Source organism: Laspinema sp. D2d (genome assembly GCF_025370755.1).
Taxonomy (GTDB): Bacteria; Cyanobacteriota; Cyanobacteriia; order Cyanobacteriales; family Laspinemataceae; genus Laspinema.
The window spans coordinates 152759-178800 of the sequence record NZ_JAMXFC010000007.1 but is presented as its reverse complement, the minus strand read 5'-3'; the positions used below and the strand labels follow the sequence as shown (position 1 = coordinate 178800).

Genomic DNA, 26042 nt, shown 5'->3' with positions numbered 1-26042 from the left:
AATGAGGTTGATGGACTCTGGTTATTAGACTTTGGTCGAAATTTTAAAATTTGTGTGGAATTTTAGGATTTCTCGGAATCTGAGGTTAAGGTAGGTTTGATTATCCTCCTATCGGGGATTGAGACTATCCCTAAACAGACCCGACTACAAAGAAGAGTAGGTATGGAACCGTTGCGTCTTGGAATGTTTTTCTCTCGCGCTGAAGTGCTTTCTAACTCCGCGATCGCGGAATTCTCCTTAGGAGAGACCAGACCCTTGACTCACCCCACTCCTTGGCGATCGCAATCCCTAACTATTGAGTCAGTCTGCCGCAAACAGATTCAGCAGATGATCGGCTATCTGCCTTTGGTCGGTGCTTGGATTGTTTACCCGGATTTTGAGGCGGGACACCCTCGACGTTGGGTGGGTGAAGCGAGGGCCGATCGCCCTGAATTTAATGAGGGTGAGTTATCTTACCTAAAGTCTGAGGTTTGGTTACCCCATGAGTTGCCGGTTGCTCACCTCTGTCAACTCAATGCCTATTATGTTTACCCCCTCCCTTCCTTGGCTGATGCCGGTTCCAGCAAGTGTCGGCAGGAGATAGATTCGGATGTGGGGGGGTTCTCAGAACGCGTCCCCACCGGAATTGTTTCCCCGGGCGATCGCTCTGGATCGGCTGATCGGATAACCTCTTCTCAGAATCATCCCGCTTCTGACCTAGCTCAACCCTGTTCCTATCTCCTGTTATGGACTGCTGAATCTCTGTCTCCTTTGCAGGTGGAATTTGTCGAACAACAGATGCAAATGCTCCACCATTATCTCCAGGGTGCAGCTGCATCCCACCACCAATCTTCTGAACTTCAATTACTGCGGCAATCTCTCCATAAGGCAGAACATCAACTGCGGAATTCTCTAGCCTTAATTAACCTTTATGCGGAAACCCTTTTTCGGGGATTACCAACGGGACCTTTTCAAGAACAAGCAGCAGTGATTCGGGAATCGGTGAGTGAATTGAGTGCTAACTTAACCCAGTTACTCAATTGCGCAAAACCCGCCCAGAAATTGCCGGAACAACACCATGATTTACGCCAGATTGTCGAAGAAACTCTCAAATTGATGCAACCGCGATTGCAGGAAAAAGAGATCAAGGTTGAGGCTTCTGAAACTTCGGTGATGCTACCCCTAGATCGGTGGCAAATTAAACAAGTTTTCGAGAATCTTTTGCATAATGCGATCGCCTTTAGTCCCCTCGGTAGCCGGATTATTTGTGAGTGGCGAGTTTTTTATAATGAAGTGCTGGTCTCCCTAAGCGATCGCGGTCCCGGTCTTTCCCGAGAAGACCTCCAAGAGGCATTTACCCCGTTTTATACCCGCCGACCTGGGGGAACTGGATTGGGGTTACCCATCGCTAAAAAAATTATTCTTGACCATCAGGGCAGCATTTGGGCGCAAAATCATCCGGAAGGTGGGGCGCTCTTTTCTTTTACCTTGCCCCGTCATCCTCAATCGGATTAAGAATTTTAATTCGATGGAAATTGTGAGAGTTTTAGATCAGGTATTTTCCTCAAAAATAGGCTTTGTTGTGGAAGAATTTCTCCTTTGATTGCGGCTTCTTTCAATGAATTGGAATTTAAGCTTATCACTTTTTAACTTCCTAGATTTGTCAACATTTATTCTATCGTTTTTAAGAGGCAGATGTAAAACCATGACAACACCTCAGTTAGTCTCAATTCTACTGGTTGATGACGATCCCATCTTTCGTCAGGGATTAAAAACACTGCTCAGTTTTTATAATAATAACGGTTTGTTTAGGATGGATGTGGTTGGGGAGGCAGCTTCTGTAGATCAAGCCTTAAAGGTGACGTCCCAACAACATCCGGCTTTAATTCTAATGGATTTAGAATTAGCTCAAACGGATGGGATTGAAGCATTGCTACGATTGCGGGAACAGTCTTTTCAAGGGAAGGCGATTGTCTTATCAGCCCATCATGAAGATGAAGCGGTATTTAGGGCGATGCAAGCGGGGGCAAGGGGGTATGTGTTTAAAGAGTATGTAGCCAAACAACTCTGGGATGCCATAACTACAGTCTTGAAGGATGAAGTTTATTTAGCCCCCGAGGTGGCAACGAGCTTTTTCCGCATCTTTCATTTTTACTCCGGTCATTCTTTGCAAGGGTGTAAAACTATCCGGTTAACCGATCGCGAACGGGAAGTGTTAGAATGGTTGGTCCAAGGGGCTTCCAATGAAGAAATCGCCCGTCACCTTTACGTTACGGTTGCAACAGTTAAAGCTCACTTAACAGCTATTTTTGAAAAGCTGGGCGTCAGCAGTCGCACTCAGGCGATCGTCAAAGCTTTAAAAGTCGGATTAGTTGCGAGTTAATCTCCCCGGAAACTATTCAAAAACCGGGTTTCTGGCCTAAATTTGAGTGAAGTGATACAGGTAAACCCAGAAACCCGGCTTCTAATTCCCTGAAACAATGCAAAAACCGAGTTTCTCGCCTAACCCTAAGTTAGATACATTGTGAGATAATTTGGTTTTTAAATACTTTCCGACCCCCAGTTTATGGGCATTTTAGGGCAATTACCGCCGTTGACAGAGAATCCACCGCAACTCCATCGGGGGTTTCCCTAGGTTCTGTAAGGGAAATAAATTTTCACCCTGACACCATTTGATAAACCATCCCGTTGGGGGCCATGCAGCGGTTGGGAGATGTTCCCGTTCGTATTCTACAACGGACTCATCGGATAAGAGGGTTAGAGGCAATCTCTCCATCGCTGCGGCGAGTTCGGATCGAGTAAAAATACAGGACCAAGTGACTTGGGAGAGTTCTCGGGTGAGGTTGTCGGGTTCATAGTCATCTACGGCTAAGAACAGACTAAATAATAATAAACCCCCCGGACGTAAGGTATCACAAATTCGGGCGAACAATAGGCGGAGGCGATCGACGGACCCAAAATGGGAGGCAATTACTTCACAGAGTATCACCCCTTGATAATAAGCGGGTTGTAGCTTGAGTTGGCGATCGAGGATATCCCCCAAAATCCCTCGGACGGGCAGTTTCTGTGCTTGTGCGGCTTTTTGGATTTGTTCGACAAAAGCAGGGGTTAACTCCACTGCATCGACGGGATAACCCTGTTGGGCCAAGGGAAAGGTATTTCTACCCGTTCCCGCCCCGATATCTAAGAGGGGGGAATTGGTGCGATCGGCAAATTGGGCAGCGATTGCCATGACTTTGGCATCGGGATGGGTGCCAAATAAGGGGGGTTCGCGCAGTTTTACCCAATCGTGGTACTGATCGGCAACGGAGGAAATAAAGGGCTTGAGTTGTAGGGTCACTCCCCGGGGACTCGGTTCGTAAGTGAGAATTAATTTGGAATGGGGAGAGGTGGCAAATCCAGAGATTAACTGATTTTCTAGTTCTTTGGGCAGTTTGGCGAGGGTGGTGGGTTCGATGACACTGTTGAGACTGCTAAACAAGGCGGTGATCTGATCCAGATACAGTTGTAACAACTCGGGAACACAGGGAAACAGGATTTCGCCTCTGGCTTGAAACTGGCTTTGCAGTTGTTTGAAGTGTTTCTGCTGTATCTGGGGTACAGGGTGGGGGATGGGTTCGCAGGGAACGGCAAAAGAGGGGATTTCGCTAGGGAACATCTGGGTTAGAGGGGTGGAGGGGTTACAAACGGCGGCAGAGAATCCAGCGTAATTCGATGGGGGGGAAGGCGTTGGGGAGATGGAACATATTTCGGCCTTGGGACCAGGTGGGATACCAACTGGTGGGGGGCCATGCGGAGGCGGGAAGGTGGTCCCGTTCGTATTCAAAGGCGGATTCGTCGGATACCAGTTTTAGGGGGAGATTCTCCATTGCGGTGGCAAGTTCGGCCCGGGTAAACAGCGTGCACCAGGAGGATTGGGAGAGTTCTACGACGAGGCGATCGGGTTGGTAGTCTGGAAGGGGGAGGAAGAGGTTGAATAAGATGAATCCGCCGGGAAGTACGGCGTCACTGAGTTTGGCGAGTAAGAGGCGCAGTTCGGAGGGGTCGCGAAAATGGGAGATGACTTCGGAGACGATCGCCAGTTGGTAATAGGCGGGAGGCAGTTTGAGGGGGCGATCGAGGATGTTCCCGGGGATGACTCGCAGGGGTAAGTTTTGGCGATCGGCGGCTGCCTGTAGGTCCTGGATGAAGATGGGGGCGAGTTCTACGGCATCCACAGGATGACCCCGTTGGGCGAGGGGAATGCTATTACGACCCGTCCCGGCCCCAATATCTACGATCGCGGCATGGGCGGGATTGTCAAATTGGGCAGCAATGGCAGTCACCTTAGCATCAGGATAGGCCCCAAATAGCGGCGGTTCTTTGGTGTTGACCCACTTTTGATATTCTTCCCCTAGGGAAGGAGTCAACAAAGAGACTTGGAATTTTAACTGCGAACTGTCATGGGGTTGGGGTTCGTAGGTGAGGATGATTTTGGCATGAGGGGAAGTTTCAAATCCCTCTTGCAGTTTTCGCCATAGACTTTGGGAGAGGTGAGTTACCCCGTCATAATCCAGGGTTTGCCCGAGGGCGTTCAAGAGTTGGGCAATGGAGTTGAGGTAATGTTCCAAGAGGGCAGGGATACAAGGCATGATGATTTGACCCCGCCCTTGAAATCGATGCTGGAGTTGGGCAAGGGGTCCCGGTTGCAGGGTGGGGGGGTCGGTCAAGGGCTGGTTTTTAGGGGTGGGAGAATCTATTACGGGTTCGGAATACATGATGGCAAGGGGATTTACAAGGGTTTGCACAGTATCAATCGCACTGGATCTGAGTGGGAAAAAACTATTATGAGGTCGGAATATGAGGATGGGATAGGGAGTTACAAGCGTTTGCAGAGTATCCAGCGCAATTCCATCGCGGTTTGGTCTGGGGGGGTGAGTAATAATTCCCGTCCGGTTGCCCAGTTGACAAAGGATTCATGGGGAGGCCATGTTTCTTGAGGGCGATGGGTTTGTTCATAGTTGACCCAGGACTCATCGGAGATCAGTTCTAGGGGCAATCCGGCCATTGCCTGGGCGAGGTCCGATCGCGTGAACAGGCAGGACCAATGGACTTGCGACATCTGGCGGGTGACTAGATCCGGTTCATAGTCTTCGGCGGCGAGAAAGAGGCTAAAGAGTACCAAACCGCCGGTTTGGAGGACATCGCACATTTTGACGAGAAACAGACGGAGGCGATCGCGATCAAAGCAAAACAGGGGAAGGGTTTCGGTGGCGATCGCCAGTTGATATTGTCCCAAGGGCATTCGGACGAGGGGGTCAAATATCTCTCCGGGAGTTACCGTGATCGGTAATCCAGTTTGTTCGGCAATCTGTTGGAGGCGATCGCAATAGGGAGGGATTAATTCCAAAGCATCCACGGAATGACCCCGTTGCGCTAGGGCCAGCGTATTCCGTCCGGTTGCGGCCCCGATATCCAAGATTGAGGCAGTTTTGGGGTCTTCTATGACCTGGGCAATATCCAGAACTTTCGCATCGGGAGTCATGCCAAACCAGGGTTGTTCGTTCTGGTTCATCCACTCCTGATATTCCTCAATATCCGATAAGACAGAGACGGAAAATTCAAAGGTTAATCCGGTTTTTGGGGGTTCTGCCGGATGGTACTTCAGTCGAAGGCGCGCATGGGGGGATAAAGCAAATCCCTCTTCTAATTTTTTGTCCAGGATTTGATAGAGTTGATTTCGTTCCGCTTCTTTGAACGGGATCGCCAAACTATCGAATAGGGACCCAATTCGATGACGGTAATACTCTGCCATTGCTGGAACTCCGGGCATAATCAATTCGCCCACGGTTTCCAGTCTTTGGTTAAAACTGGTCAGCATCGCTTGTAAGAGTACATCAGGGTCTGTGATCACGGGCACAGAAGCAGTCGAGGGGTTAGTATTTGCCGATGTCATGGGGTGATAAATTTTAAAGTCTCTGGGTCAACAGTCGGGTGGACGGGGTGCGATCGCCTCCTTTGGAGTGATTCTGAATCCGTTCCTCGTTCCCTGAGTTAGCCGGGGAACGCACCCATTGGAGGAACTGCCTCCTCGTCCAGGTATCGATTAAATCCGCAACAACTTACAGGTTTTAAGCTGAGACTACCCAGGGGCGATCGCCTCTCAATTGGCACATTTTTCTCAATTAATCTGACACCCCCGTATCCCTGAAAAGTTTAGCTCAATTTTCCCAGAATGGATAAAATTTAAACTTTGCTTAAGTTTTGTCAGCCTTGACCTCTGAATCGGTTATCGTCAGAAAATTCCGCTGTTATTTTCCTCAAAAATCTCACCAGCCGTTATGTTAAACTCAATCTGATGAGTTTAGCCTGATTCACCCAATGGCGATCGAACCGCTCAGACTGAAAATTTTGCAGCTACAATCTATTTAGACTCAATCCTCATTTTAGTATCAGCCCAGAGTGCATAATAATTATGAGCAATTATCTGGCTATTGCCACCGTGACTGCCTGTTTACAACGGATGTTACAGTCTTCTGTTCAATTAGATTTAGATGGGGCAAGAGTCACCACCGTTCGGCCCAATAATTTAGGCAGCGGCACTCCTGAAAAGGGGGTTAACCTTTATATGTATCAAGTCTCCCTTAATCCCGTGTGGCAAAAGAATGCGGAAGTGCGGATGCGAAGTACCCGGGATGCTGGGGCGAAGAAATCTCGGACCGCATTAGATTTGCATTATATTCTCAGTTTCTACGGCAATGAAACGGAATTAGAGCCACAACGGCTATTAGGTAGTGTGGTCAAAATTTTGAGCGATCGCACTACCTTAACCCGAGACACCATTTACGAAACCTTGGCTGATTCTAGCTATCCCTATTTAATTGATTCCAATTTGGCCGACCAAACCGAAGAAATTTCCTTTAGTCCGATGGATTTATCTTTAGAAGATTTATCGAAAGTTTGGTCAGTCTTTTTTCAAACACCTTATAGTATTTCTTTGGTATATAAAGCAACAGTCGTGATGATTGAAGGTGAAGAATCCGCTTACCGAGCGTTACCTGTGCGCGAACGCGCCCTCAGTGGTGTTATTCCCTTTTTCAATCGTCCCCTGGTAGAACAAGTGGTCTCTCGTTCGGGAAAATTTGACCCCATTCTCGCTAATAGTACCCTACTGATTCGCGGCAAAAACTTCAACAGTAAACAGACAACCGTGAGGATTAGTGGTTTAGAAATTACTCCCCAATCCGTCAGTGAAACAGAACTATTAGTTCCCCTTTCTTCAACTCCGGATAATTCGCTAAAAGCGGGAGTACAGAGTTTGCAAGTCATTCATCATATTTCAACGGAATCTCGGTCAGAAAATGGTAATGGATGGCGGGGAGAATATACCCATGAAACCGCAACCCAAACCTTATCTAAACCCATCGTATTTTCCCAAAGTTTAGAATCCAATGCCATTCCGTTTATTTTACGTCCAGTGGTCACAAAAGTAACGGTTTCTAAATTAGAAGGAAAGGACGAAGATGTTCGTTCCGCAGAGATTAAGGTCCGGGTCAATCTAACCCTGGGCAAACATCAACGGATTGTCTTAGTTTTAAATGAAAAATCAATCCAGAATCCGGCTGCTTATATGTTTGAAGCCCCTAACCGTCATCGGGATGGCATGGTGGTGACCATTCCGGTGAAAAATGTGAAACCGGGTGAGTATTTGGTGCGGTTACAGGTAGATGGGGCGGAAAGTATCCTGAATGTAGATTCAGATCCCAATAGTCCTAATTTTAATCGTTATACGGAGCCTAAAATGGTAATTCGATGAGGGAGATTTTTAAGGTTTAATTGTTGTGATTTAAACCAAAATAGATTTTTATAACCGGGGAGGATTAATGGGATAAATTGAGAAAATTAGGGAAACATGACCAATGACCAATCACTTACACCCAAAAACTATGATGAACGAAGACGAGTTAAAAAATCGGTTGATTCAAGAGGTGGATATGATGAGTATCAATCAGTTAAATGAGTTGGGGAATCGAGCGGTTAAAATGGGGTTGATTGTGGGACATGGATATCGCGGTGGGAAGTATGAAATTTTGCGCAAAGGGGAAGCGTTGATGATGACTCCCCAGGAAGCTCAGAGTTACTTGGAAAACTTGATTAAAGAAATTGGTGGATAAATGTCTGGAGTCAAAATGAGTCCGACTAAAACTTGGTCGATCGCCAATCAAGAGTATTTAATGGCAGCGATCGCCCGGGTTCGTTCCTATTTACAACTTCACATCCAACGCCTGAATCCAGAGGCCGAATTTGATACAGCAGAATTCTTTTCGCTTCCAGAACAGGCGATCGCTTGGAATTTGCAGACCCCTCCAAGTTTAGACGAACTCAGCGAGCGTTTTGGGTTATCGGGTTTTGAACGGGACATCCTGCTGTTATGTGCGGGGATGGAACTGGATGGTACTTGGGGAACACTGTGTGCTACAGCACAAGGGGATAATCAAGCCCAATATCCTACGTTTAATCTGGCTTTGGATGTCTTACCCTCACCCAATTGGATGGCACTCACCCCGGTGGGGGCATTGCGCCGGTGGCGACTCCTGGATATCGGAGTGGGAAATGCCCTCACCCAGAGTCCCTTGAGAATTGATGAACGGGTGTTGCATTATTTAGTCGGGATAGAACATCCAGAGGAACGGTTAGTAGCAGCAGTCACCCGCATTCCCATCCAGGTTGGGGAAATGGACCGTTTATGTGGGTCTCATCGCCAGTTAGCTGAACAGGTGGCGGGAATGCTGGTGAGTGAAGAGATGGGCAAAGTGCCCATTGTCCAATTATGTGGCAGTGATGTCGCGAGTAAGCGGGCGATCGCCTCGGGGGTTTGTAGTGCGATCGGGTGGAATCTGCACGTCATGGCAGGGGATGTCATCCCCATCGCCTTGGGGGAAATCACCGAACTGATGCGGTTATGGGAGAGAGAGGCATTTTTAAATAACAGCGCCCTTCTCTTAGACTGCGATGAAATTGATAGTAATGATGTGGCCCGAGAAAGTGCGATCGCCCGAATTATCGAAAACTATGACCAGCCCTTACTGATTACCAGCCGCGATCGCCGCCATCCCCGGCAACGTCCCTTAATCACCTTTGAAGTCGAACAACCCTCATCCCAGGAACAACGGGAACTCTGGGTCAATACTCTCGGTGCATCTGCGGCCAGCTTAAACGGTCATATTGAAACCTTAGTCTCCCATTTTAGCCTCAGTGCCCCGGCCATTCGTGCCGCCTGCCTCAAAACCAAAGGAACCCAGGCGATCGCCACCGACAACAGCACCGACTTTGGCAACCAACTGTGGGAGACTTGCCGCATCCAGGCGCGATCGCGTATGGAAGACCTCGCCCAACGCATCGAATCCGGTAGCCAGTGGGAGGACCTCGTACTCCCCGACATCCAACGAGACACCCTCCGAGAAATCATCGCCCATGTGCGACAACGGGCTAAAGTTTACGAAACCTGGGGATTTGGGGGGAAAAGTGGCCGAGGATTAGGCATCACCGCCCTCTTTGCCGGTGCCAGCGGGACCGGCAAAACAATGGCCGCCGATATTATTGCCCAAGAACTGCACCTCGATCTGTATCGCATCGACCTCAGTTCCATCATTAGTAAATATATCGGAGAAACCGAGAAAAACCTCCGCCGAGTCTTCGACTCCGCCGAAGCAGGCGGGTCCATCCTCCTTTTCGACGAAGCCGACGCCTTATTTGGCAAACGCAGCGAAGTCAAAGATTCCCACGATCGCCATGCCAACATCGAAGTTGCCTACCTGCTGCAACGCATGGAAGCCTATCGCGGATTAGCCATCCTCACCACCAACCTCAAAAGTTCCTTAGACCAAGCCTTCCTCCGCCGCATCCGCTTCGTCATTCAATTCCCCTTCCCCGACGCCAATCAACGAGAAGAAATTTGGCGACGCATCTTCCCCAAACAAACCCCAACCGAAGGGTTAAATTATCCCAAACTCGCTAAACTCAACGTCGCTGGAGGAAACATCCGCAATATTGCCTTAAACTCCGCCTTTATTGCCGCCGATGCTAACGAACCCGTGATGATGAAACATATCCTTGAAGCGTCAAAAAGTGAATATATGAAATTAGAACGACCCTTGACCGATATGGAGATTAAAGGATGGATTTAAACCCCAGATTCCATCGATTGGGACACCGAACAAGACCAATCCGCAGAAGCTGTGAAAGTCAGGTTAATCAGAGGTTAATCCTCTCTTGATTCCATCCCATCCTCGACCTTAGTCAAATAGACCCGAGTTACCGTCTCATGAAATAATAAAGCAAATACTCAATCAAGGCGATCGCTGAGGCGAGACTATGGCAACCGGACGGCAGAATCAGAAAAAAGCCCAATCGAACGCTACACAGACTCCTGCCACAGGGATGTTCAAACCTCGTCCGTTTGCCATACCTGCGGAACCCCTAGCCGCAAACGCAGCAGAACTGCAAACCAAAGCAGAACAGGGACAAGTTGGGGGAAGCCGCCTCTCTCCCCTCCCTGTTTCTGAACCCCTACCCATCCAACCCAAACTCGCGATCGGCGCACCGGACGATAAATACGAACAAGAAGCTGATACCATTGCACGTCAGGTCGTCAAACAAATTAGTACCCCCACCCCCCCGGATACAAACGGAGGGGGAGATGCTATGCAGCGTCAAATGTGTTCCACCCCTTCAATCATGAGACTGACGGTGCAACGGCGGGAAGCCGTAGAGGGGGGAGAAGCTTCATCAAACTTGGAAAGTACGATTCGTCAAGCTAGAAGTAGTGGAAGGGCGATCGGGGAACCGATTCGTCGTCAGATGGAGGGGGCATTTGGTGCTGACTTTAGTAACGTGCGCGTTCATACCAATAACACAGCCGACACCCTCAACCGCTCCCTAAGCGCTCGTGCTTTTACAACCGGCAACAATATCTTTTTTAAGCAAGGGGAATACAATCCGAGTAGTTCCAGTGGGAAAGAATTACTCGCTCACGAACTGACTCATGTAGTACAACAGAGTGGCAGTTCCACCATTCAACGCGATCTCACCCCTGACCAGATTAAACACGCCAACCGAATTCGCCAAGCCAGAGGTCTAAGACTACTCCCTGTGGAAGAAGCACAGGTTTTGAATCCGGTTGAAGAAGCCAGCGCAGCAGTTCCAGAATCGGCTCCTGCTGCCTCTGCTCCATCCCCCCAATCTGACGCTAAACGGGAAGGATCTAAATTCCACATGATCCAAGATTATTTCTGGATCCGCGACAAACTCAAAGAATGTCAAAGTTGGGATAAAGTTAAACAACTATATGCAAGTCAGAAGGAAAGTATGTGGAAATTCTTCGACTTTCGACAGTGGTATGTAGACTCATTAATTAATGTTCTGCGTGATAAGTATCCCACTTTAATTGCCAAATCTGTCGGGAGCCAAGATCCGACCTCAGACTATGACATCACGATTTCCACTCCCAATTCAGGAGAGGATGTTGAAGCTATCGAATGGTTTAATATTCAAGTTCGGAAAGAATTTGGGGTGGAACCAGGTACTTTGTTTGATACGAACTTGTATGCGAAAGATTACCTAAAAGTTCAAGAAAATATCGACGAATCCGCCATATCCGATCAAAAGCCTGATGCAGATCTGGAGCAACCTGATGGAGTATTGGGTGCAATGGGTCATCTGTCTCAAGATGTCGCTGCTTTAGTGAAACAACGCCGCTACATGAAGCAAGTGGAATGGGATAGATATGTGGATGAGGTGGTGCAAAGTATCGACGACCCAGCGCGAAAAAAATTAACCCTTCTTCAGTATGAAGAAGCCGATTCAGTTTATCAAATTTTTGCCCATGAACTGTTGGAGAAAGTAGAAGAAGAAAACGACCCAGATTTGCCCAAAAAGACAGGCGCACACCCGATTACCTTGGGCCCAGAAGAAGAAGCAGCTTTATCTCAAATTAAATCCCCAGATAATAAACTCCGGTCTATGCTCCGCGACCAATTATTAGGGTCGGAAAAGCTCCAAGCTATAACTCATGAAAACCCTGATTTAGTTCTTCAGAAGAGTAACCAACTTTACCTAGAACGCATGAGGAAAGTTCGTCAAATCCAAGCCACTATTCGGCAGTTAGGCGACCAAGAGAAGTTTTCAGAACAGGTTAAAGTTCTCAGAGCGCAAGTTAAACAAATTCTAGGAGAAGCTTGCTTCTTTGCCGCCGAAGCCTATCATAGCGAAGGAGCGGTTAAACATATTGTAGCAGGGATTCAGGGGTCCAAAAACCCAGAACAAAAAGCAGCGATTATGAGTTCGCTCAAGCCCGAACACTTTTTGCAATCCTTTAATGAGCAGCTTGGTGATTTTCTTAAAGATTTGAATCATTATGCTGGTGCACAGGATGGTAAAATTTTCTATCGATCTTCTAAATACTTGTACCGATTATTTTTGGCAGTTGCCGAGTTGCGTCAATACCATTTTCCGGATCCGGATTTTGCGTTAAAGATTGAAAGTCAACGCGGAACTTCTGATAAAATTGCCCAAGAAATTAATAAACAGTTAGTGGAAATCCGAAAAGGAAATAAAGCTGAACTGGATACAGATGAGAAAAAAAATCAAGCGGCTGAAGCAGCGATGCAGACAATTTTGGGTGTGAAGACAGCATCTGAACTTAAGGTGAAAATTTTACAGATGGCAACGGAATTTAACACTCTAGTTCGGACTCGGGCTAATGAATTATCAGCCCCTAGTCTCGAAACTTCCCAAACTTATTTTGGACATATTATCCACAATTAGATTCTGGGGTGGGGAAGTTATGGCTGCGCTTTGGGGACTCTAAATACAGCCAGAGGGTGCTTTGTCGATAGGGCCCGATGAATAGTTTTGGAATCAAGAGTGTAGTTCTTAAAGCTAGACTTTAGTCCAATAGAAATAATCGCCGGTTGATGAAAAAGTAGATTAAATACTCTATCAATACGATTGCTGAGGCGAGACTATGGCAACCGGACGGCAGATTCAGAAAAAAGGACCCTCGAACGCCACGCAGACTCCTGTCACGGGAATGTTCAAACCCCGTCCTTTTGGAATGCCTGCCGAACCCGAAACAGCAACCGCACCGGAACTGCAAACCAAAGCAGAATCGGGACCAGTCGGAGGAAACCGCCTCTCGCGCATCGATGTTTCTGCACCCCCACCCATCCAACCCAAACTCGCGATCGGCGCACCGGATGATAAATACGAGCAAGAAGCTGATACCATTGCTCGCCAGGTCGTCAAACACATTAGTACCCCCACCCCGCCGGATACAAACGGAGGTGGGAATGCTTTGCAGCGTCAACTGTTCTCCCCACCTTCAATCATGAGACTGACGGTACAACGCCGGGAAGCCGTAGAGGGAGGAACAGCATCATCAGACTTAGAAAGTACCATCAGTCAAGCCAGAAGCAGTGGAAGGCCCCTAGGGGAACCGATTCGTCGCCAAATGGAGGGGGCCTTTGGTGCTGACTTTAGTGGCGTCAGAGTTCATACCAATAACACCGCTGACACCCTCAACCGTTCCCTAAGTGCTCGTGCTTTTACCACGGGAAACAATATCTTTTTCAAGCAGGGGGAATATAACCCCAGTAGTTCAAGTGGGAAAGAATTACTCGCTCACGAATTAACCCACACCATCCAACAGGGCGGCAGCCCCACAGTACAGCGCCAAAGTAATACCCCGCTCATCTCAGCAGCACATCAAGCCCTGCAAACTTCAAACCCCTTGGTGCAACGCAAGGGTATGGTCATCAGCGCTAAAACTCGTCTCCACAAGGTTATTGATGGGAAAGATAAAGGCACCGTAGGAGCTAATATTGCTCCGGGCACATTGGTTGAAATTAGTGATAATGATAGCGATCATATTAATGTAGAAGGGAAAATTGAATGGTATCGCACGGCTCAAGGAGAGGGGTATGTTAGAGCCACTAAAATTTTTCAAGGGATTACGGTCGGAAATGCTGAAAATCCTGAAAATGAAGATGACCTGTTAGGGGGATTTAATGATTCAGCCATCAGTGTGAGCAAGGACAGCCTAGATGACTTCAGCAAAGAGATGGAAAAGAAAGGGAGCAGCACGACGGATGTTGACATCTCTTCTGGCTCTTTAGGAACCGCAGGTGGTCTTCTCGGGATGGCTTTGTCCATTAAAGGGTTAGTGGGGGGTAAGAAAGAATTCGGCGATTGGGTTGACATGATTTGGAATGGAATCGTTGTTAATTCCGGTAAAGCCACGGCTGGAATCAGTGGGATAATTTCAGCCGCCTCAGAAAGCGAGTCTAGTGGAGCGAAGAACGCTAAAGAGGTTAGTGGCTGGAGTGGGAGTTTTGCCAGCGCCTTTGAAACATTGGGAGGAGCGGTTAAGACGATTAAAAGTGTGATTGATCTGATTAAAATGTGGTCAAGTGACGAAAAATTTGGCAAGCCTGAGTATGCCAAAGTAGGCTCCGAGATTATTTCCGGTGCTTTGTCAACCGCAAAAGGGGTTGTGGATAGCATTAAAAGCTTTATTGAAATTTTTAATGGCCCGGTTGGGGGGTTGGCTGATGCTGTTCCCGGACTTGATATTGCCATTAATGCCGTCAAGATGATCATGGAAAGTTATTATCTGGCGACATCGGCTTACCACTGGAGTAAAATGCGAACAGCTTCCTCAGATATTGTTAAAGACTTAGAAGGACAAGGGAAAGGCGATAAAACAAAAGTCAGTGCAGCGAAGAAAGAATATGCCACCCAACGGGCTGAAATCACCAATTTGGAGACCCGCAAAAGCGCTAAAATAGCGAAGAATCAATCTCGCCAGCAAATAATTGATCAACTGTCTACCCAACAAACTGAATTAGAAAGTAAAAAACAAACACTAGAAACTGAACGGCAGCAGATCGAAGCGGATAAATTGCAGTTGGAAAAACAAAATAGCCTACTCCAAGCTGGTAAAACACCCGATCAAGCAGCCATAAAAACCAATCAGCAGAAGATTAAACTTCACTCTAGCCAAATCACTGCCAAACAAAAAGAGATTGAGGTAATTAATGAGAAGCTGAATGGTACTCTATTCCGATCAGGAATTCGCAAAGAAAAAGAAGAGTTACAACAGAAAGTTAGTATCACTGCGGCGAAGATCAATGCAGCCGCCACAAAAATTACGTCTAAGCAAGGGGAAATGAGCGCTTATGCAACCCACAGTGGGCTAAGTCAGGAAGATATTGAAGAAGTAGATTTAGCTGATGAGCTCAAGTCAGGCAACCAAAAGCGAATCATTCGTCAATCGATTCACCTGAGTTCTGATGCGGTTAAGATTGCGGGCAGTATTGCTAACTTAACAGGGGCTGGGGCAACCGTTGGGGTTGCGCTCAAAGCGAGTGCAGCGGGGGTTGATCTGAGTCTGCCCTTCTTCCGTTCCTTAAAACAATATGGTCGGAAGAAAGCCGCAGAAAGTCAAGCTAAGGGAGAGGCCGGGACATTTTCTCAATGGATGTTTAATGCCAATAAATCAGATATAGCCAAGTTGGAGGAACGGAAACGACATACGGCCATTATCTTTAAAATGGTGAATAAACTGAATGATCATGTTCCTTTGCCTGGGGATCTACCAGCAGATAAGGCGAGCAAACTGGATCGATTCCGGTTGTCTAGTGCTAGGGTTGAACTATTTATTCACGCCACCGGATGCGAACCCAAGGCACTCTATCGTCTGAATGGGAAACCCAATGAACAAGCATCCTTGATTCTCAAATCATTGTACAAGCGGGAGTTTTAGATGAACTTAGAAGCAATTTATGCTCGCCATTTAGTGGAGTTAGGATATCTCCAAGAGATTATTCAAGGGTTGGGATATCCGGCTGAGTTGATCGAGCGATCGCCTGAAATTCCCTACCCTACTCTGGTGGCTCAACTCGATCATGATTCTGCCGATCGCGTTCGCGAAATGGCTTGTACCTTCTACCCGTTAACTGAGGAAGATACCCAAAATATTCTGTTGTTACAATATTTCCTAGAACTTCCCTTTGAAATTCACCCCCAAGCTTATCTGGAAGTTTATAAACTTCTTGTAGAAGTCAACAATAAAAGTGTTTTGGGTCATTTCAGTATCACAGCGGATAAGCCAAAGATCCATCACCGTTATATTCAAACCTTACCTGCGGCTAACCTCCTAGCAGAAGAAGCCACCGCAGAAGTTGTTACTCTGTTTAATTACACCTCATTGATGCTGGGGGATCTCATTGAATCAGTGGCAACTCAAAAAAAATCTACTGATGAAGTGATGCAGGGGATATAGAGCGTCCCGTAACTATTGCGTGAAGAAGACAATCAACCGGGTTTTACCGCTGTGATTAGCGGCAAAGCAAGCAGAAATTTTGTGAAGAAACTCGGTTTGTCTCTACACAACGGTATGGAACACCTACACAAAAAAGGGAATTTATAACTCAATCGTCATAAACCTTAAACCTGTGCGGGTATCCTTATATAACCAGACTTTTGACTTTATTTCGAGGCAACTTCTCCTCTTCAAGAGGCATTTTCTTACCTCTGACAAAGACTAAGCCACCAAACCGATCGCTTACGCAATTAATACGGGCGAAAGGGTCTCAATCCAAACCTTGGCTCCACAGTCTTTCGGCTGATCCGGTCGATACACCACTCGGCAGGGTCCGGTCACTTCCACCTCATAGCCATATTGATTACTGCTGCCGCGTTTAACGCTGAGAACCGGCAGATTTTCCCCATGCTTGTAATTTTGGCTAATCCGAGTCCGGTTGACATGAATGCAAGTCATCACCTCCCGGCGCAAGGCTTTCCACGTTGGCTTTGGGCCGCGCTTCCCCTTGCTGAGTATGGGCATTCCATTTTTTAGGGGAATTACCCAAACATTGCTAATTTTATAAGCTCCATGAACCCTCCCATCCAAGAGCAACCGTCTGACTCGATCGCTGGACACTCCCAATAACTTAGCGACTTCTTTGGTTCCAACTAGCATGGCAACAATTAAAATAACAACGTAATAGTTTATTTTGCCAGTTCTCGGCTAAGTTGTCTAGCCTTTTAGCGGCGATTTGGAGATTCATAAGCGATCGCCTTCTTCCACCAAGGTCCCTTCAAACAGGGCGATCGCTCAGGCTCCCATCCCTGGCCTAACCCCTGGTCAATTTTGGCTATTTCTCAGTCTTTTCAAAGATGAATGACTATTTCACCGATGCTAAACTAGAAAGATAATTTCTCAATACTTCGAGAGAGCCTACTTATGGCTACAGGAGAACGCATTCAAAAAAAATGGCCTAACCCTGCACCCACTCCCAGGGTGAGGCCGTTCGGGTTACAGACTCCTAGGGAAGTGCCGAAACTCCAAACCCAAGTTCCCGAAACCCTGGGCAGCCGGAGTATGCCCAGCTATGAGGGATCGGGTAAGCAAAGCTATGGCGCAGGCGATCGCCTCTCTCGTGTTGACTTTTCGCCTCGGGTCCCGATTCAACCTAAACTGATAATCGGCGCACCCCAGGATACATACGAGCAAGAAGCCGACTGCCAGGGGGCGAAGGTATCTCAGAAAATCGGCTACCCGGGCGAATCCATTCAGGGTAAACTTTTCTCCTCACCCCAGATTCAGCGGAAGAGTCAACGCCAGGAACAGAACTTTACCCCTGTGTCCTTGCAAACTAAGCCCCTAACTATTCAACGGGATAGCGGCGATCGCACCGATGCCCAGCCGCAAATTAAATCCGAAGATATCGAATATGAAATCATCGGTCACCGTTTCGCCTATCAAGGAGACACCCTCCCGGCTGCCGCAGGAGATTGGCTGGCTACCCGAGGCTACCAGCGAAATTGGACTCTCACTATTCGCGGTGAAGGCTTTTTCATGGGATTACTCATGCCGGTAGAGAAGGGAGGCCGGACTCCCATTCTGGCTTTTAAGGGAACAAGCCCAGACGATGTATCCGACCTCCTGGCTGATCTTGATCCGATCGCCATTGGTTTTACGGCCTTCAAAAGACAACAGAAAAAAGTCGCTGAGGCGATCGCGACTGCCGGTGGCAAAGTGGATGTTGTGGGTCACAGTCTCGGCGGTGCCCTGGCTCAACACGCTGCGTCTGCGTTTCCTAATAAAGTTCGTCGCGTTGTTACCTTTCAAGCCCCTGCCATCAATCGCATCCAATCCTATATGTTTGGCAAGTTAGATGCCAGTGAACGTCCCGAAGAAGTTCGGCATCACATCGCCACCGGGGATATCGTAGATGTTGCCGGGGGTAAGCATCTGGCTGGAGAGGTGCTCTTGCACCAAGTCGGCAGCAGTCCGACCTCTCATATTCAATATTTACTCAATAGCGATGCCTTCAAAGACCAGCGCGATGCCCTTGGCTTGACCGATGAGATGTTGGAAGAATTAGGCGTTGCCGAACATAAAGCTAACCATCAGGGCAAAGTGGAGAAGTTTGAAGAATATCCCTATTGGTTCCGCCAAATTTTAACAGAATGGGGCGGTAGAACGCTATTGGGTGCCGTACCGGGTGCCGTACTCAGTGCCTACCGAGGGGCGAAGAAGATTGGGAGTGGCGTTGCTGCGGGTGCTTCTTATGTGGGGGATAAAATTGCTAGTGGGGCTTCTAGCATTGCTACAGGTGCTTCTTATGTAGGGGATAAAATTGCTACAGGTGCTTCTTATGTGGGGGATAAAATTGCTAGTGGGGCTTCTAGCATTTATGATTCGACGCGAAATCTCTGGAAAAATCTGTTTTAATCTCTCATGCAGCCATCACCGAGGATTCAGTTGACCCCTTATTACAGTGCAGAAATGGGTGTTTCCCTAGAACTCCCAGAGGATTGGCACGAAGGGGAAAGCAACAGGGAACGGGTGAGCTATAGCTGTACATCGGAGGGCCCCTATCATCCCCAGCTTTTAATTCAACGGGTTCCCTTGTCTGTGTGGGAACGGGTGTCCGATGGGTGCGATCGCCTTGCGGAAGAATTGTTGCAGTTATACCCTCCACCTCTGGAAATTCGCGATCGCTACCCCCTGACGGTTGATAATTTTCCGGCGAGAGTGGATATTTTTAGCTTCTATGACCCTGAATTTAATAGACAGGTAACCCACTATCAAGCTTGTATTCAACTTCCGGATGCCCTTTACAGCGCGATCGGAATCGTCGAGAGGCAGTTTGCCGAGTCATTGCTGCCTGTTTTTGAGCAAGCTGTCGGTTCAATTCGATTTATCGGAATGGGACTGGGTAGAACAGCCTTAAGGAGTGACCCCTTGACGCAGATTAGTTATTTTAATCCCAGATTGGGGGTATCGATTTTAATCCCTGCGTCCTGGTCAGTACAAGAACTCCAGGAGAATCAATTTCAGGCGATCGCTCCAGCAGTTCCAGAATTGGATGGATATCACCCTCGCATCAGTTGTACCCGCACAATTCCCACCGATAAGACTCCAGCAGGTTTGGAGGAAGCGATTCGCAAGTCCGAAGCAACTCACCGCCTCCTGTATTCTGACTATGAAATTTTGAAACAAGAGCAGTTTTCCCTAGGACCGCATCTGGCCTATCTCCGCCAGATGCAATGGTCTTATGAAGGAACGGATATTGATTTAGTGAATGTCCAAGGCTTAATTTGGACTCCCAGCAGCGCTTATGTATTCAAGGCGGAAACCTTAAAGCAATATGAACCGAGGGATGTCCCCATCTTCGAGGCGATCGTCAAATCAACTCGGATAATTCCGGACAATTAGTGTGACAACCTCTAGCGTTTTAGTGGGGGTTTCGGTTGAGGAATGTTTTTGACCCTGATTGACTGGCAGGACCCGGGACAAAGCCTACTGTCCAGATGTATGACCCAACCTTAGAGGATGCAACAAATCTACGGTTGGGCAATCTGCTTGGGAGAAAGCCACTATTGTAATCTTTGATTCAAGAGTGGTAGTTCATGAAACGGCTTGGATATCAATGCCACATTCATCCACAAGGTAGCACAGTGCCCGAAATCTCAGTCCCATTAGCTGCTCATAGAAGGGATTGAGCTTACATAGGGGGGGAATCTGGAGAATGACACGACCCCCGATTTTGATATCTCGGGCGAAGGGACATTGAGCGGGAATCAATTTGTAGAGGAGTCGAGCAACATCTGGATCTCGGATTTCAATCTGATCCAGCCATTGACGGATGGGGTGGGAGAGAGTAAACAAGAATTGCCTCATAACAGCACCTCTGGGAATGCGATCGGTGTTCAGCTTGGGATATAAACGTTTCCTATCTTTCAAGGTACAAGAGTTAAGCAAAACTTGTGTAAAGAAATTGTAAAGCTTCTCGCCCTATTGTGAAGTTTGTGTGAAGCGCGCGGAAAGTTTGCCTGCTGGCGATCGTCAAATCAACTCGGATAATCCCGGGCAAGCCGGGTAACGACCTCTAGCGTTTTAGCGGCGATTTCGTTTGAGGATGGTAGCGGCCCTTTAGGAGACTTGCCAATTTACCAATAGTTGAGGGAAAATTTTCTGGAATGTTCAGATGGAACAACTATGAAAAAAGGTGCAGTAATAGACTTAATGGAGATCTACCGCTACTCGTTATGGCGGGAGTGGGACCCTAACGCTTCAAGGGTCGCCTTTGTTATGCTTAATCCTAGTCGCGCGGATGCAACTAATGATGACCCTACGGTGCGGCGCTGCATCAGTTTCGCTCAGTCTTGGGGTTATGGTTCGCTTGAAGTGGTCAACCTATTTGCTTACCGAGCTTCAAAACCAGCAGAACTGAAAAAGGTGAGAGATCCCATTGGGTTAGAAAATGATTACTATCTCGAAAAAGCTATTAAATCAGCGGATAAACTTATAGTAGCTTGGGGTAATAATGGTATGTTTAAGAACCGTTGTAGAGAGGTCCTCGATTGTTTAACTAGCTTTGATGAACTCTACTGTTTGGGAATTACCCAGAGAGGCTATCCACGCCATCCCCTGTATGTTAAAGGCAATATAAAGCCTGTATTTTACCCATCCAAATAGGCTTAAATTTGTTTCTACATTTTTCACATAAAAATACTAATGTTTTATTGTTTAGCTATAAGTCGATCTAATTACTATTATGGATATTATTGGTTATGGTATTGATATTGTTGAAACCAAACGTATTAAAAAAATAATAGAGCGTTTTGGAAGTCGTTTTGAAGCGCGATGCTTCACAGGGAAAGAGTGCTTTACTGCTGAATGTAGTATGAACCGCGTCCAATACTTTACAGGTCGTTTTGCAGCTAAAGAAGCGGTTCTAAAAGCTCTTGGCACAGGGTGGACTCAAGGAATTTCGTGGACTGATATTGAAATCGAACGGTTATCAACAGGTAAACCTGTAGTAGTTCTGTATGGCAGATGTCAAGAAATAGCAGCGGACTTGGGTGTTACAACATGGTTCTTGAGTATAAGCCATACAGATTCCTATGCGGTAGCAAGTGCAATTGCCTTGGGTTCAATGTTGGATCAAGCAGATTTATAAGTTACCGAACCAATCAATGATTAATCTCAATTATCTTGATAGATTATGGAGCGTTTATCAAGGTTTACAACAACATTTCCACCACGCTTTTTTTTAACCTGTCGCCAAACTTCGTACCCGCGCAGGATAGCCTTTTCCCAATCCCCAAGCGAACACTTAGCTACTTCTAAGTGTTCGGTCATATTTTTGATGGTTTTCAGCAGTTCATAATCAAGAGTTTCAACTCCTTCCAATAAGTTGTGTTTGTTGGCATAGCTAAAGACGAGTGCTGATATACCTTCCTCAATGGCTATTGCACGACCACCATCTTCAACTTCGTCAATTTGGGGATTGCTTTTGCGCTTACGTTTAACATTACTACGAGAAACTGGCGACCAACCCAAAACTGCGGCATAAGAGAAATGGAAAATGTCGTGAAATCGATAGCCATCACTTGAGTAGGAGTTATCAGTAAGCGGGTCTCCAATCTGTTCTCCATTAATAAATGCTTTCATCTTGACTGAGTTATTTTCGCTTACCTCCGTAATTTCGACCACAAACTGACGTGGTAAGCGCTCATGTTCTGGAAAATCCCTGTCAAATATGTACGCACCTGTTTCTACTAAATCTCTCCATCCCCAACGATCGCGACATTTTTGAAGATTACCTTCCGCAATTTGTTCCAAATTAAGATTAAATTTGCTAGATAAATTAGCAATATACCAGAGTAGATCGCCTAATTCTTCTGCGACCCGTTCTGGGAAAAGCTTATGTGCTTCGCCGTCGCGAAGGTACTTTTTGTACTCACTGAGTAACTCACCGGCTTCACCTGCTAGGCCGAGCAGGGGTACAATTATTTGGGTATCATTTTCAGCAGGAATATGATCCGTCTTGAGTGCTTCTTCTTGATATTGGCGAAAATCCATTATCCACTCCTTTAAATTCTATTTAAACTCAAACTAAATATCAGCCTTGATTTTTTTGGATTCCTTAATAGCTTGGTTAATTCCCCACTTGGGTGGATACCAGTAATCTAGTGGTTGTCCTTTACCTGAATACTTCTGTTTTATGCGAGTCCGACCTGATATTCCTGAAATATCAGGATGTTTCATTCGAGCATATTTATCGACCTCACAGAATAGATTTTGGCAATCGATCAATTGCAACTTCCTTCCCCAGAGAGACTGAAAATTGAGCCCTAGCCGCTCAAACTCAGACTCTTGAATATCTGCCATAAACTTTATAATTTCTGGTTCGTTAAGCCCACCGAGGTCAGAAAAGCATTTGCGAATTCCATCTAGCGCCCCTGGTCCAGGAATAACAAATTCCATCTCGCTAAAGTTAGTAATTTCGCTATAGTTAACATCAGTAATGAACTGGTATGCCAAGAAATCGCCGATAGTTGGATATTCACGTAGCAAATCGAATCCTTGATGCATAGTTTTAGCATCGGCAAGTTTTTTTGGTAAATCATTAACCATCATCAACTCGATTAGCTTGAGGTGATTGCGGTGTTTTGCAGCGTTTCCGAAGCTTGTTGCCCCTGACGGCATGATGTATGCCGCAGAATAGATGGTTTGACCTGACTGAATGGCATCAGTAAGAACTTGATCATAGCGTTCAAAGGAATATTCCGCGTAAATAATGGAACCGAGCCTGTCCTCCAAAAGCTGCCACGTTTCTATTTTGTTGAAGATTTTGAATAGGATAACTCTAAAGAACACCTCATTAAGTGATGATGGAAGCTCATCCTGGTAGATGACATGGCGTATTAGGTACTGGCTTACACGATCTGATGCGCGGTAGGCATTAGTAAATTTATATATCGAAAGAATTGGATCATCAGTCCAAGGCATCGGTGCTTTCTCTAGCTTTTTGAAAAAGATTTTTTGCCGTTCGGCAGCAAATCGCCAGTAAGTATTGAAGACAGCAGTCGGCTTGGCAGGAAGAATATGTGAAATGATCTCTGGTGCAGAACTTAGTTCGTTACCATACTCTCCAAAGTCAAGAGTTAATTGTTTGTTTTGTTCGATTTCATTGACCTGTTTACGACGTTTAGTTACCATGTTTTATTCCCTCGCCTGTCTGTTGAGCAGTTGTTATATGCAACTCATTTTGAGCTGCATTTATGAGGGTAGTTAGGCTGTGATGTGACTTCGTAATAGTGTCCAGCTTGGCTACACCAATGAAGCAGTTCATACGCCCCAACGTCAATCCCATTTCATGAGCCATAAAATCACCCAGTCTACAAAGACCCAAGTAGTTACCATAGGCTTTTTCATATATCTGTTGAGTAGCATAGAAAGCGTTGACCGTGAGGCTATTCCCCTGTGGTACCAAGCTCATATGTTGAAGGCAAGGAAAAGGAATTTGGGCACTGGAAACGTGATCTCGTGCAGGATCAAAAACCGATGCTTGGAACATACTCCTTCTAACTTTTGGTCGCGAGTTGTATTGAGAAATAATGTATTCAAGTTGGTTACCATTTTCAGGGCCTGAACCAAATGCTATCAGCCTTTCAAAGTAAATACCCCGTCGATTTTTTGAAGCAGCAAGAGCCTTAATCCTGGGTAAATTTTTGATATAGATATCAAATAACTTTTGGCGATTATGCTTAGATACCCGCCAGTAAGCGGCAGGAAAGATCGTGTTTGCGACTGTTTCTACTTTTTGCTTGCTGTTAGCTAAGAGGCTATCGTCGAGTGCATCTCGAATTCCTTTATTTTCGTCTGGGACCCCATTAGTAAAACCTGTTAAGGTTATCAGCAGCGGTGAAATCTCCTTGCCAGGATTATGGATGATGTGTAGAAAAGCACGAGCCCAAGCACGGGAGAGGTTTGTTTCTTCAATTAAGGGAGGCACATTGTTATTCATCTTCGACCTCCTCAAGGTGACGATATTTACTTAGTCCAACAAACTGATAACGCGAAACGCGAACAAATACTGCCCATTTGTTGTTGGGGCAGTGGACGCGCACGATCCCAGGACGGTTAGCTCGAAAGAGGCGTCCTAAAGGAAGATCTGCTTGAACAGTAATAGTATTCTTTGTAGCCTCTGCCAAGGATGGCAGTAAAAGCTGACTTCCAACCTCGGCATCTATTGTAGGCAGTGACCACTGTGCATCAGCAACGATTAACGGGTCTGTTGATGAGCGCCCCAGAATTTCTTGTCGGATAGCTTTAGGAGTAGATTTAAGAAGCAAGGCCGCCTGCGAGCGACTCATCATTTTTAGAGCATAAGTCATGTGATCGATCAAAGTTTTGTAGCCAACACCAAAACTACAGGCGATTGTAAAAATTTGAACAGGCGTTACTGAAGCAACATCCCATCCGCGCGAAACGAATGCCTTCCGGACAGCTAAAATTGGCATGAGTAGGAAACCTGCAAAGGAGTCAACTAGAAACTCGTCTGGATTAAAGGTCTTAGGTTTGTCTGAGTCTTCTATGAGTTCATCAACCGTCGAACTATGCCCAAAAATGTGATGTCCAAGCTCATGAGCACAGGTAAAATTCCGCCTTGGAAGGGGTCTTAATGCTGAAAGCAGAATTTTGGGTTCCTCTCCTTTGAGGTATATTCCTTCCATACTGATGTCAACAAACCGGACTTTCACCTTCAGCTTGTCGCACAAGCCATAGATGCAAATAGGGCTATTAAGATCAAATTCGGCTTGATTCCGCACATCAATTGATTTAAGCATTGCTTGTTGAGCCAATACTTGCATCTGATTACTCACAGTTTGTCTCCCCCAGTTCGGATTGAGGCGGGTAATGCTATTGTTTATCACTGTTGATTTCCCCCAGTTCGTATCGAGGCAAGTAGCGTTAGAAGCCGATCAAGGTCTTCTGGCTTAAGCTTCTGTAGTTCTCTGGCTGCAAGCTGGAGTTTGTTGTCGTGGATATCAACTTTGTCCACGCCCTCACCGACTAACCACGACGCGCTGACATCAAAAATTTCAGCAAGCTGTGCAATCTCTTCAGCCGAAACACTTCTGTTAGCAGCCTCTATTTCTGAGATCGATGGTCTATGAAGACCCAGCATTTGTGCTACTTGAGCTTGGGAGAGCCCTGCCATCCTGCGAGCTTCACGAATGCGAGAAGCGATAATTGCTTTTTTTCCTATTGCTTCGGTCATCCTTGATTCTCCTTTCTGCTGACCATTTCGCAGACTACAGCCGCTGATTCACTAATATTAAGCCGACGCTTACCATCCTCTGAGAGAAAAATATTTTTATCATTAGGGATGTTTACGTCAAGCGCAGCGGCCAACATACTGATTGCGACGGGCCAGAGCATACTATCAAATCCTTCAAGGTTACTAAGTGGACACGTCGTTCCCACGATGCCGCTGCCGTCATATCCGCTATCGCTCTGGATGCCTTGAAGCACCTCTATCAGTTTCACCTCCACTTCGTTTGAGGTCATAGCCTGTGCCTTTATCTTACTAAGGGTAAGAATATCTTACCATAAAATTACAGACTATCAACAATGGAGAACTTAACAGGGTTTCCATATCCTGGCAGGGATTGTAAAAAATAAAAAATCAACACTTAAACCTGCGGAAGGTGGGATCCAG

At 46.6% G+C, this 26042-nt stretch carries 23 protein-coding genes; 12 read left to right on the top strand and 11 right to left on the bottom strand.

Translation table 11 applies throughout. The features are described 5' to 3' along the window. Window positions 1-162: 162 nt before the first annotated feature. Both NG796_RS07470 and NG796_RS07465 read left to right on the top strand, forming a co-directional pair. Window positions 163-1494 carry a sensor histidine kinase gene (locus tag NG796_RS07470; protein WP_261205276.1) on the top strand — a complete coding sequence of 444 codons (1332 nt, stop codon included), beginning with the start codon at window positions 163-165 and terminating at the stop codon, window positions 1492-1494. A 190-nt stretch (window positions 1495-1684) separates the two neighbouring features. Then, window positions 1685-2362: a response regulator gene (locus NG796_RS07465; protein WP_261205275.1), complete on the top strand. Its 678-nt coding sequence runs from the start codon at window positions 1685-1687 to the stop codon at window positions 2360-2362. A gap of 201 nt (window positions 2363-2563) precedes the next feature. Here the strand turns inward: NG796_RS07465 and NG796_RS07460 are convergent, their stop codons facing one another. From NG796_RS07460 to NG796_RS07450, 3 genes are all read right to left on the bottom strand, one after another. Beyond that, complete coding sequence (locus tag NG796_RS07460; protein WP_261205273.1) at window positions 2564-3637, bottom strand: class I SAM-dependent methyltransferase; 1074 nt, start codon at window positions 3635-3637, stop codon at window positions 2564-2566. Between the two features lie 22 nt (window positions 3638-3659). Then, the gene (locus tag NG796_RS07455) at window positions 3660-4766 is read right to left on the bottom strand and encodes a class I SAM-dependent methyltransferase (protein ID WP_261205272.1); all 1107 of its coding nucleotides are present in this window, start codon (window positions 4764-4766) and stop codon (window positions 3660-3662) included. 71 nt (window positions 4767-4837) lie between these two features. Beyond that, a complete protein-coding gene (locus tag NG796_RS07450; RefSeq protein ID WP_261205271.1) occupies window positions 4838-5914 on the bottom strand; it encodes a class I SAM-dependent methyltransferase in 1077 nt (358 codons plus the stop codon). A gap of 519 nt (window positions 5915-6433) precedes the next feature. Here NG796_RS07450 and NG796_RS07445 point away from each other — a divergent pair. The 6 genes from NG796_RS07445 to NG796_RS07420 all read left to right on the top strand — a co-directional run bounded on the left by NG796_RS07445 (window position 6434) and on the right by NG796_RS07420 (window position 16300). Continuing rightward, window positions 6434-7774, top strand: coding sequence for a DUF4255 domain-containing protein (locus NG796_RS07445; protein WP_261205270.1), 1341 nt, complete (start codon window positions 6434-6436; stop codon window positions 7772-7774). 103 nt (window positions 7775-7877) lie between these two features. Next, window positions 7878-8132, top strand: a complete 255-nt coding sequence (locus NG796_RS07440; protein ID WP_261205269.1) for a hypothetical protein — start codon at window positions 7878-7880, stop codon at window positions 8130-8132. A 15-nt stretch (window positions 8133-8147) separates the two neighbouring features. Next, a complete protein-coding gene (locus NG796_RS07435; RefSeq protein ID WP_261205268.1) occupies window positions 8148-10145 on the top strand; it encodes an ATP-binding protein in 1998 nt (665 codons plus the stop codon). A gap of 187 nt (window positions 10146-10332) precedes the next feature. Beyond that, window positions 10333-12783, top strand: coding sequence for a DUF4157 domain-containing protein (locus NG796_RS07430; RefSeq protein ID WP_261205267.1), 2451 nt, complete (start codon window positions 10333-10335; stop codon window positions 12781-12783). A gap of 199 nt (window positions 12784-12982) precedes the next feature. Beyond that, a complete protein-coding gene (locus tag NG796_RS07425; RefSeq protein ID WP_261205266.1) occupies window positions 12983-15781 on the top strand; it encodes a DUF4157 domain-containing protein in 2799 nt (932 codons plus the stop codon). Continuing rightward, window positions 15782-16300, top strand: a complete 519-nt coding sequence (locus tag NG796_RS07420; RefSeq protein ID WP_261205265.1) for a hypothetical protein — start codon at window positions 15782-15784, stop codon at window positions 16298-16300. A 282-nt stretch (window positions 16301-16582) separates the two neighbouring features. Here the strand turns inward: NG796_RS07420 and NG796_RS07415 are convergent, their stop codons facing one another. Beyond that, window positions 16583-16999: a helix-turn-helix domain-containing protein gene (locus tag NG796_RS07415; RefSeq protein ID WP_261205264.1), complete on the bottom strand. Its 417-nt coding sequence runs from the start codon at window positions 16997-16999 to the stop codon at window positions 16583-16585. 264 nt (window positions 17000-17263) lie between these two features. On the opposite strand from NG796_RS07415, the gene NG796_RS07410 reads away from it, so the two are divergent. Together NG796_RS07410 and NG796_RS07405 are read left to right on the top strand one after the other, a co-directional pair. Further along, the gene (locus tag NG796_RS07410; RefSeq protein WP_261205263.1) at window positions 17264-18757 is read left to right on the top strand and encodes an alpha/beta fold hydrolase; all 1494 of its coding nucleotides are present in this window, start codon (window positions 17264-17266) and stop codon (window positions 18755-18757) included. Window positions 18758-18787: 30 nt separating this feature from the next. Further along, on the top strand, window positions 18788-19744 hold the full coding sequence (locus NG796_RS07405) for a hypothetical protein (RefSeq protein WP_261205262.1): 957 nt from the start codon (window positions 18788-18790) through the stop codon (window positions 19742-19744). A 192-nt stretch (window positions 19745-19936) separates the two neighbouring features. Here NG796_RS07405 and NG796_RS07400 read toward each other — a convergent pair whose 3' ends face one another. Beyond that, window positions 19937-20209 carry a Mo-dependent nitrogenase C-terminal domain-containing protein gene (locus tag NG796_RS07400; protein ID WP_261205261.1) on the bottom strand — a complete coding sequence of 91 codons (273 nt, stop codon included), beginning with the start codon at window positions 20207-20209 and terminating at the stop codon, window positions 19937-19939. A gap of 318 nt (window positions 20210-20527) precedes the next feature. On the opposite strand from NG796_RS07400, the gene NG796_RS07395 reads away from it, so the two are divergent. Next, window positions 20528-21007, top strand: coding sequence for a DUF1643 domain-containing protein (locus tag NG796_RS07395; RefSeq protein ID WP_261205260.1), 480 nt, complete (start codon window positions 20528-20530; stop codon window positions 21005-21007). A 79-nt stretch (window positions 21008-21086) separates the two neighbouring features. Further along, complete coding sequence (gene acpS / locus NG796_RS07390) at window positions 21087-21491, top strand: holo-ACP synthase (RefSeq protein ID WP_261205259.1); 405 nt, start codon at window positions 21087-21089, stop codon at window positions 21489-21491. 26 nt (window positions 21492-21517) lie between these two features. Here the strand turns inward: acpS and NG796_RS07385 are convergent, their stop codons facing one another. Genes NG796_RS07385 through NG796_RS07360 form a run of 6 tightly spaced genes read right to left on the bottom strand, consistent with a single transcriptional unit; the run spans window position 21518 to window position 25891 of the window. Beyond that, a complete protein-coding gene (locus NG796_RS07385) occupies window positions 21518-22396 on the bottom strand; it encodes a nucleoside triphosphate pyrophosphohydrolase family protein (RefSeq protein WP_261205258.1) in 879 nt (292 codons plus the stop codon). 33 nt (window positions 22397-22429) lie between these two features. Then, window positions 22430-23536, bottom strand: coding sequence for a nucleotide kinase domain-containing protein (locus NG796_RS07380; protein ID WP_261205257.1), 1107 nt, complete (start codon window positions 23534-23536; stop codon window positions 22430-22432). Continuing rightward, window positions 23526-24344, bottom strand: coding sequence for a thymidylate synthase (locus tag NG796_RS07375; protein WP_261205256.1), 819 nt, complete (start codon window positions 24342-24344; stop codon window positions 23526-23528). The genes NG796_RS07380 and NG796_RS07375 overlap by 11 nt, the downstream gene beginning before the upstream one ends. Continuing rightward, entirely contained in the window at window positions 24337-25191 is an 855-nt protein-coding gene (locus NG796_RS07370) for an ImmA/IrrE family metallo-endopeptidase (protein ID WP_261205255.1), read from the bottom strand. The genes NG796_RS07375 and NG796_RS07370 overlap by 8 nt, the downstream gene beginning before the upstream one ends. A gap of 59 nt (window positions 25192-25250) precedes the next feature. Further along, window positions 25251-25601 carry a helix-turn-helix domain-containing protein gene (locus NG796_RS07365; RefSeq protein ID WP_261205254.1) on the bottom strand — a complete coding sequence of 117 codons (351 nt, stop codon included), beginning with the start codon at window positions 25599-25601 and terminating at the stop codon, window positions 25251-25253. After that, window positions 25598-25891, bottom strand: coding sequence for a hypothetical protein (locus NG796_RS07360; protein WP_261205253.1), 294 nt, complete (start codon window positions 25889-25891; stop codon window positions 25598-25600). Before NG796_RS07360 ends, NG796_RS07365 begins: the two co-directional genes overlap by 4 nt. Between the last annotated feature and the right edge of the window lie 151 nt (window positions 25892-26042).

Bases quoted from the DNA above. Each gene is read 5' to 3' on its own strand.
- NG796_RS07470 (WP_261205276.1), top strand. From the start codon at position 163: ATGGAACCGTTGCGTCTTGGAATGTTTTTCTCTCGCGCTGAAGTGCTT.
- NG796_RS07465 (WP_261205275.1), top strand. From the start codon at position 1,685: ATGACAACACCTCAGTTAGTCTCAATTCTACTGGTTGATGACGATCCC.
- NG796_RS07460 (WP_261205273.1), bottom strand. From the start codon at position 3,637: ATGTTCCCTAGCGAAATCCCCTCTTTTGCCGTTCCCTGCGAACCCATC.
- NG796_RS07450 (WP_261205271.1), bottom strand. From the start codon at position 5,914: ATGACATCGGCAAATACTAACCCCTCGACTGCTTCTGTGCCCGTGATC.
- NG796_RS07445 (WP_261205270.1), top strand. From the start codon at position 6,434: ATGAGCAATTATCTGGCTATTGCCACCGTGACTGCCTGTTTACAACGG.
- NG796_RS07440 (WP_261205269.1), top strand. From the start codon at position 7,878: ATGACCAATCACTTACACCCAAAAACTATGATGAACGAAGACGAGTTA.
- NG796_RS07435 (WP_261205268.1), top strand. From the start codon at position 8,148: ATGAGTCCGACTAAAACTTGGTCGATCGCCAATCAAGAGTATTTAATG.
- NG796_RS07430 (WP_261205267.1), top strand. From the start codon at position 10,333: ATGGCAACCGGACGGCAGAATCAGAAAAAAGCCCAATCGAACGCTACA.
- NG796_RS07425 (WP_261205266.1), top strand. From the start codon at position 12,983: ATGGCAACCGGACGGCAGATTCAGAAAAAAGGACCCTCGAACGCCACG.
- NG796_RS07420 (WP_261205265.1), top strand. From the start codon at position 15,782: ATGAACTTAGAAGCAATTTATGCTCGCCATTTAGTGGAGTTAGGATAT.
- NG796_RS07415 (WP_261205264.1), bottom strand. From the start codon at position 16,999: ATGCTAGTTGGAACCAAAGAAGTCGCTAAGTTATTGGGAGTGTCCAGC.
- NG796_RS07410 (WP_261205263.1), top strand. From the start codon at position 17,264: ATGGCTACAGGAGAACGCATTCAAAAAAAATGGCCTAACCCTGCACCC.
- NG796_RS07400 (WP_261205261.1), bottom strand. From the start codon at position 20,209: ATGAGGCAATTCTTGTTTACTCTCTCCCACCCCATCCGTCAATGGCTG.
- NG796_RS07395 (WP_261205260.1), top strand. From the start codon at position 20,528: ATGAAAAAAGGTGCAGTAATAGACTTAATGGAGATCTACCGCTACTCG.
- acpS (WP_261205259.1), top strand. From the start codon at position 21,087: ATGGATATTATTGGTTATGGTATTGATATTGTTGAAACCAAACGTATT.
- NG796_RS07385 (WP_261205258.1), bottom strand. From the start codon at position 22,396: ATGGATTTTCGCCAATATCAAGAAGAAGCACTCAAGACGGATCATATT.
- NG796_RS07380 (WP_261205257.1), bottom strand. From the start codon at position 23,536: ATGGTAACTAAACGTCGTAAACAGGTCAATGAAATCGAACAAAACAAA.
- NG796_RS07375 (WP_261205256.1), bottom strand. From the start codon at position 24,344: ATGAATAACAATGTGCCTCCCTTAATTGAAGAAACAAACCTCTCCCGT.
- NG796_RS07370 (WP_261205255.1), bottom strand. From the start codon at position 25,191: ATGCAAGTATTGGCTCAACAAGCAATGCTTAAATCAATTGATGTGCGG.
- NG796_RS07365 (WP_261205254.1), bottom strand. From the start codon at position 25,601: ATGACCGAAGCAATAGGAAAAAAAGCAATTATCGCTTCTCGCATTCGT.
- NG796_RS07360 (WP_261205253.1), bottom strand. From the start codon at position 25,891: ATGACCTCAAACGAAGTGGAGGTGAAACTGATAGAGGTGCTTCAAGGC.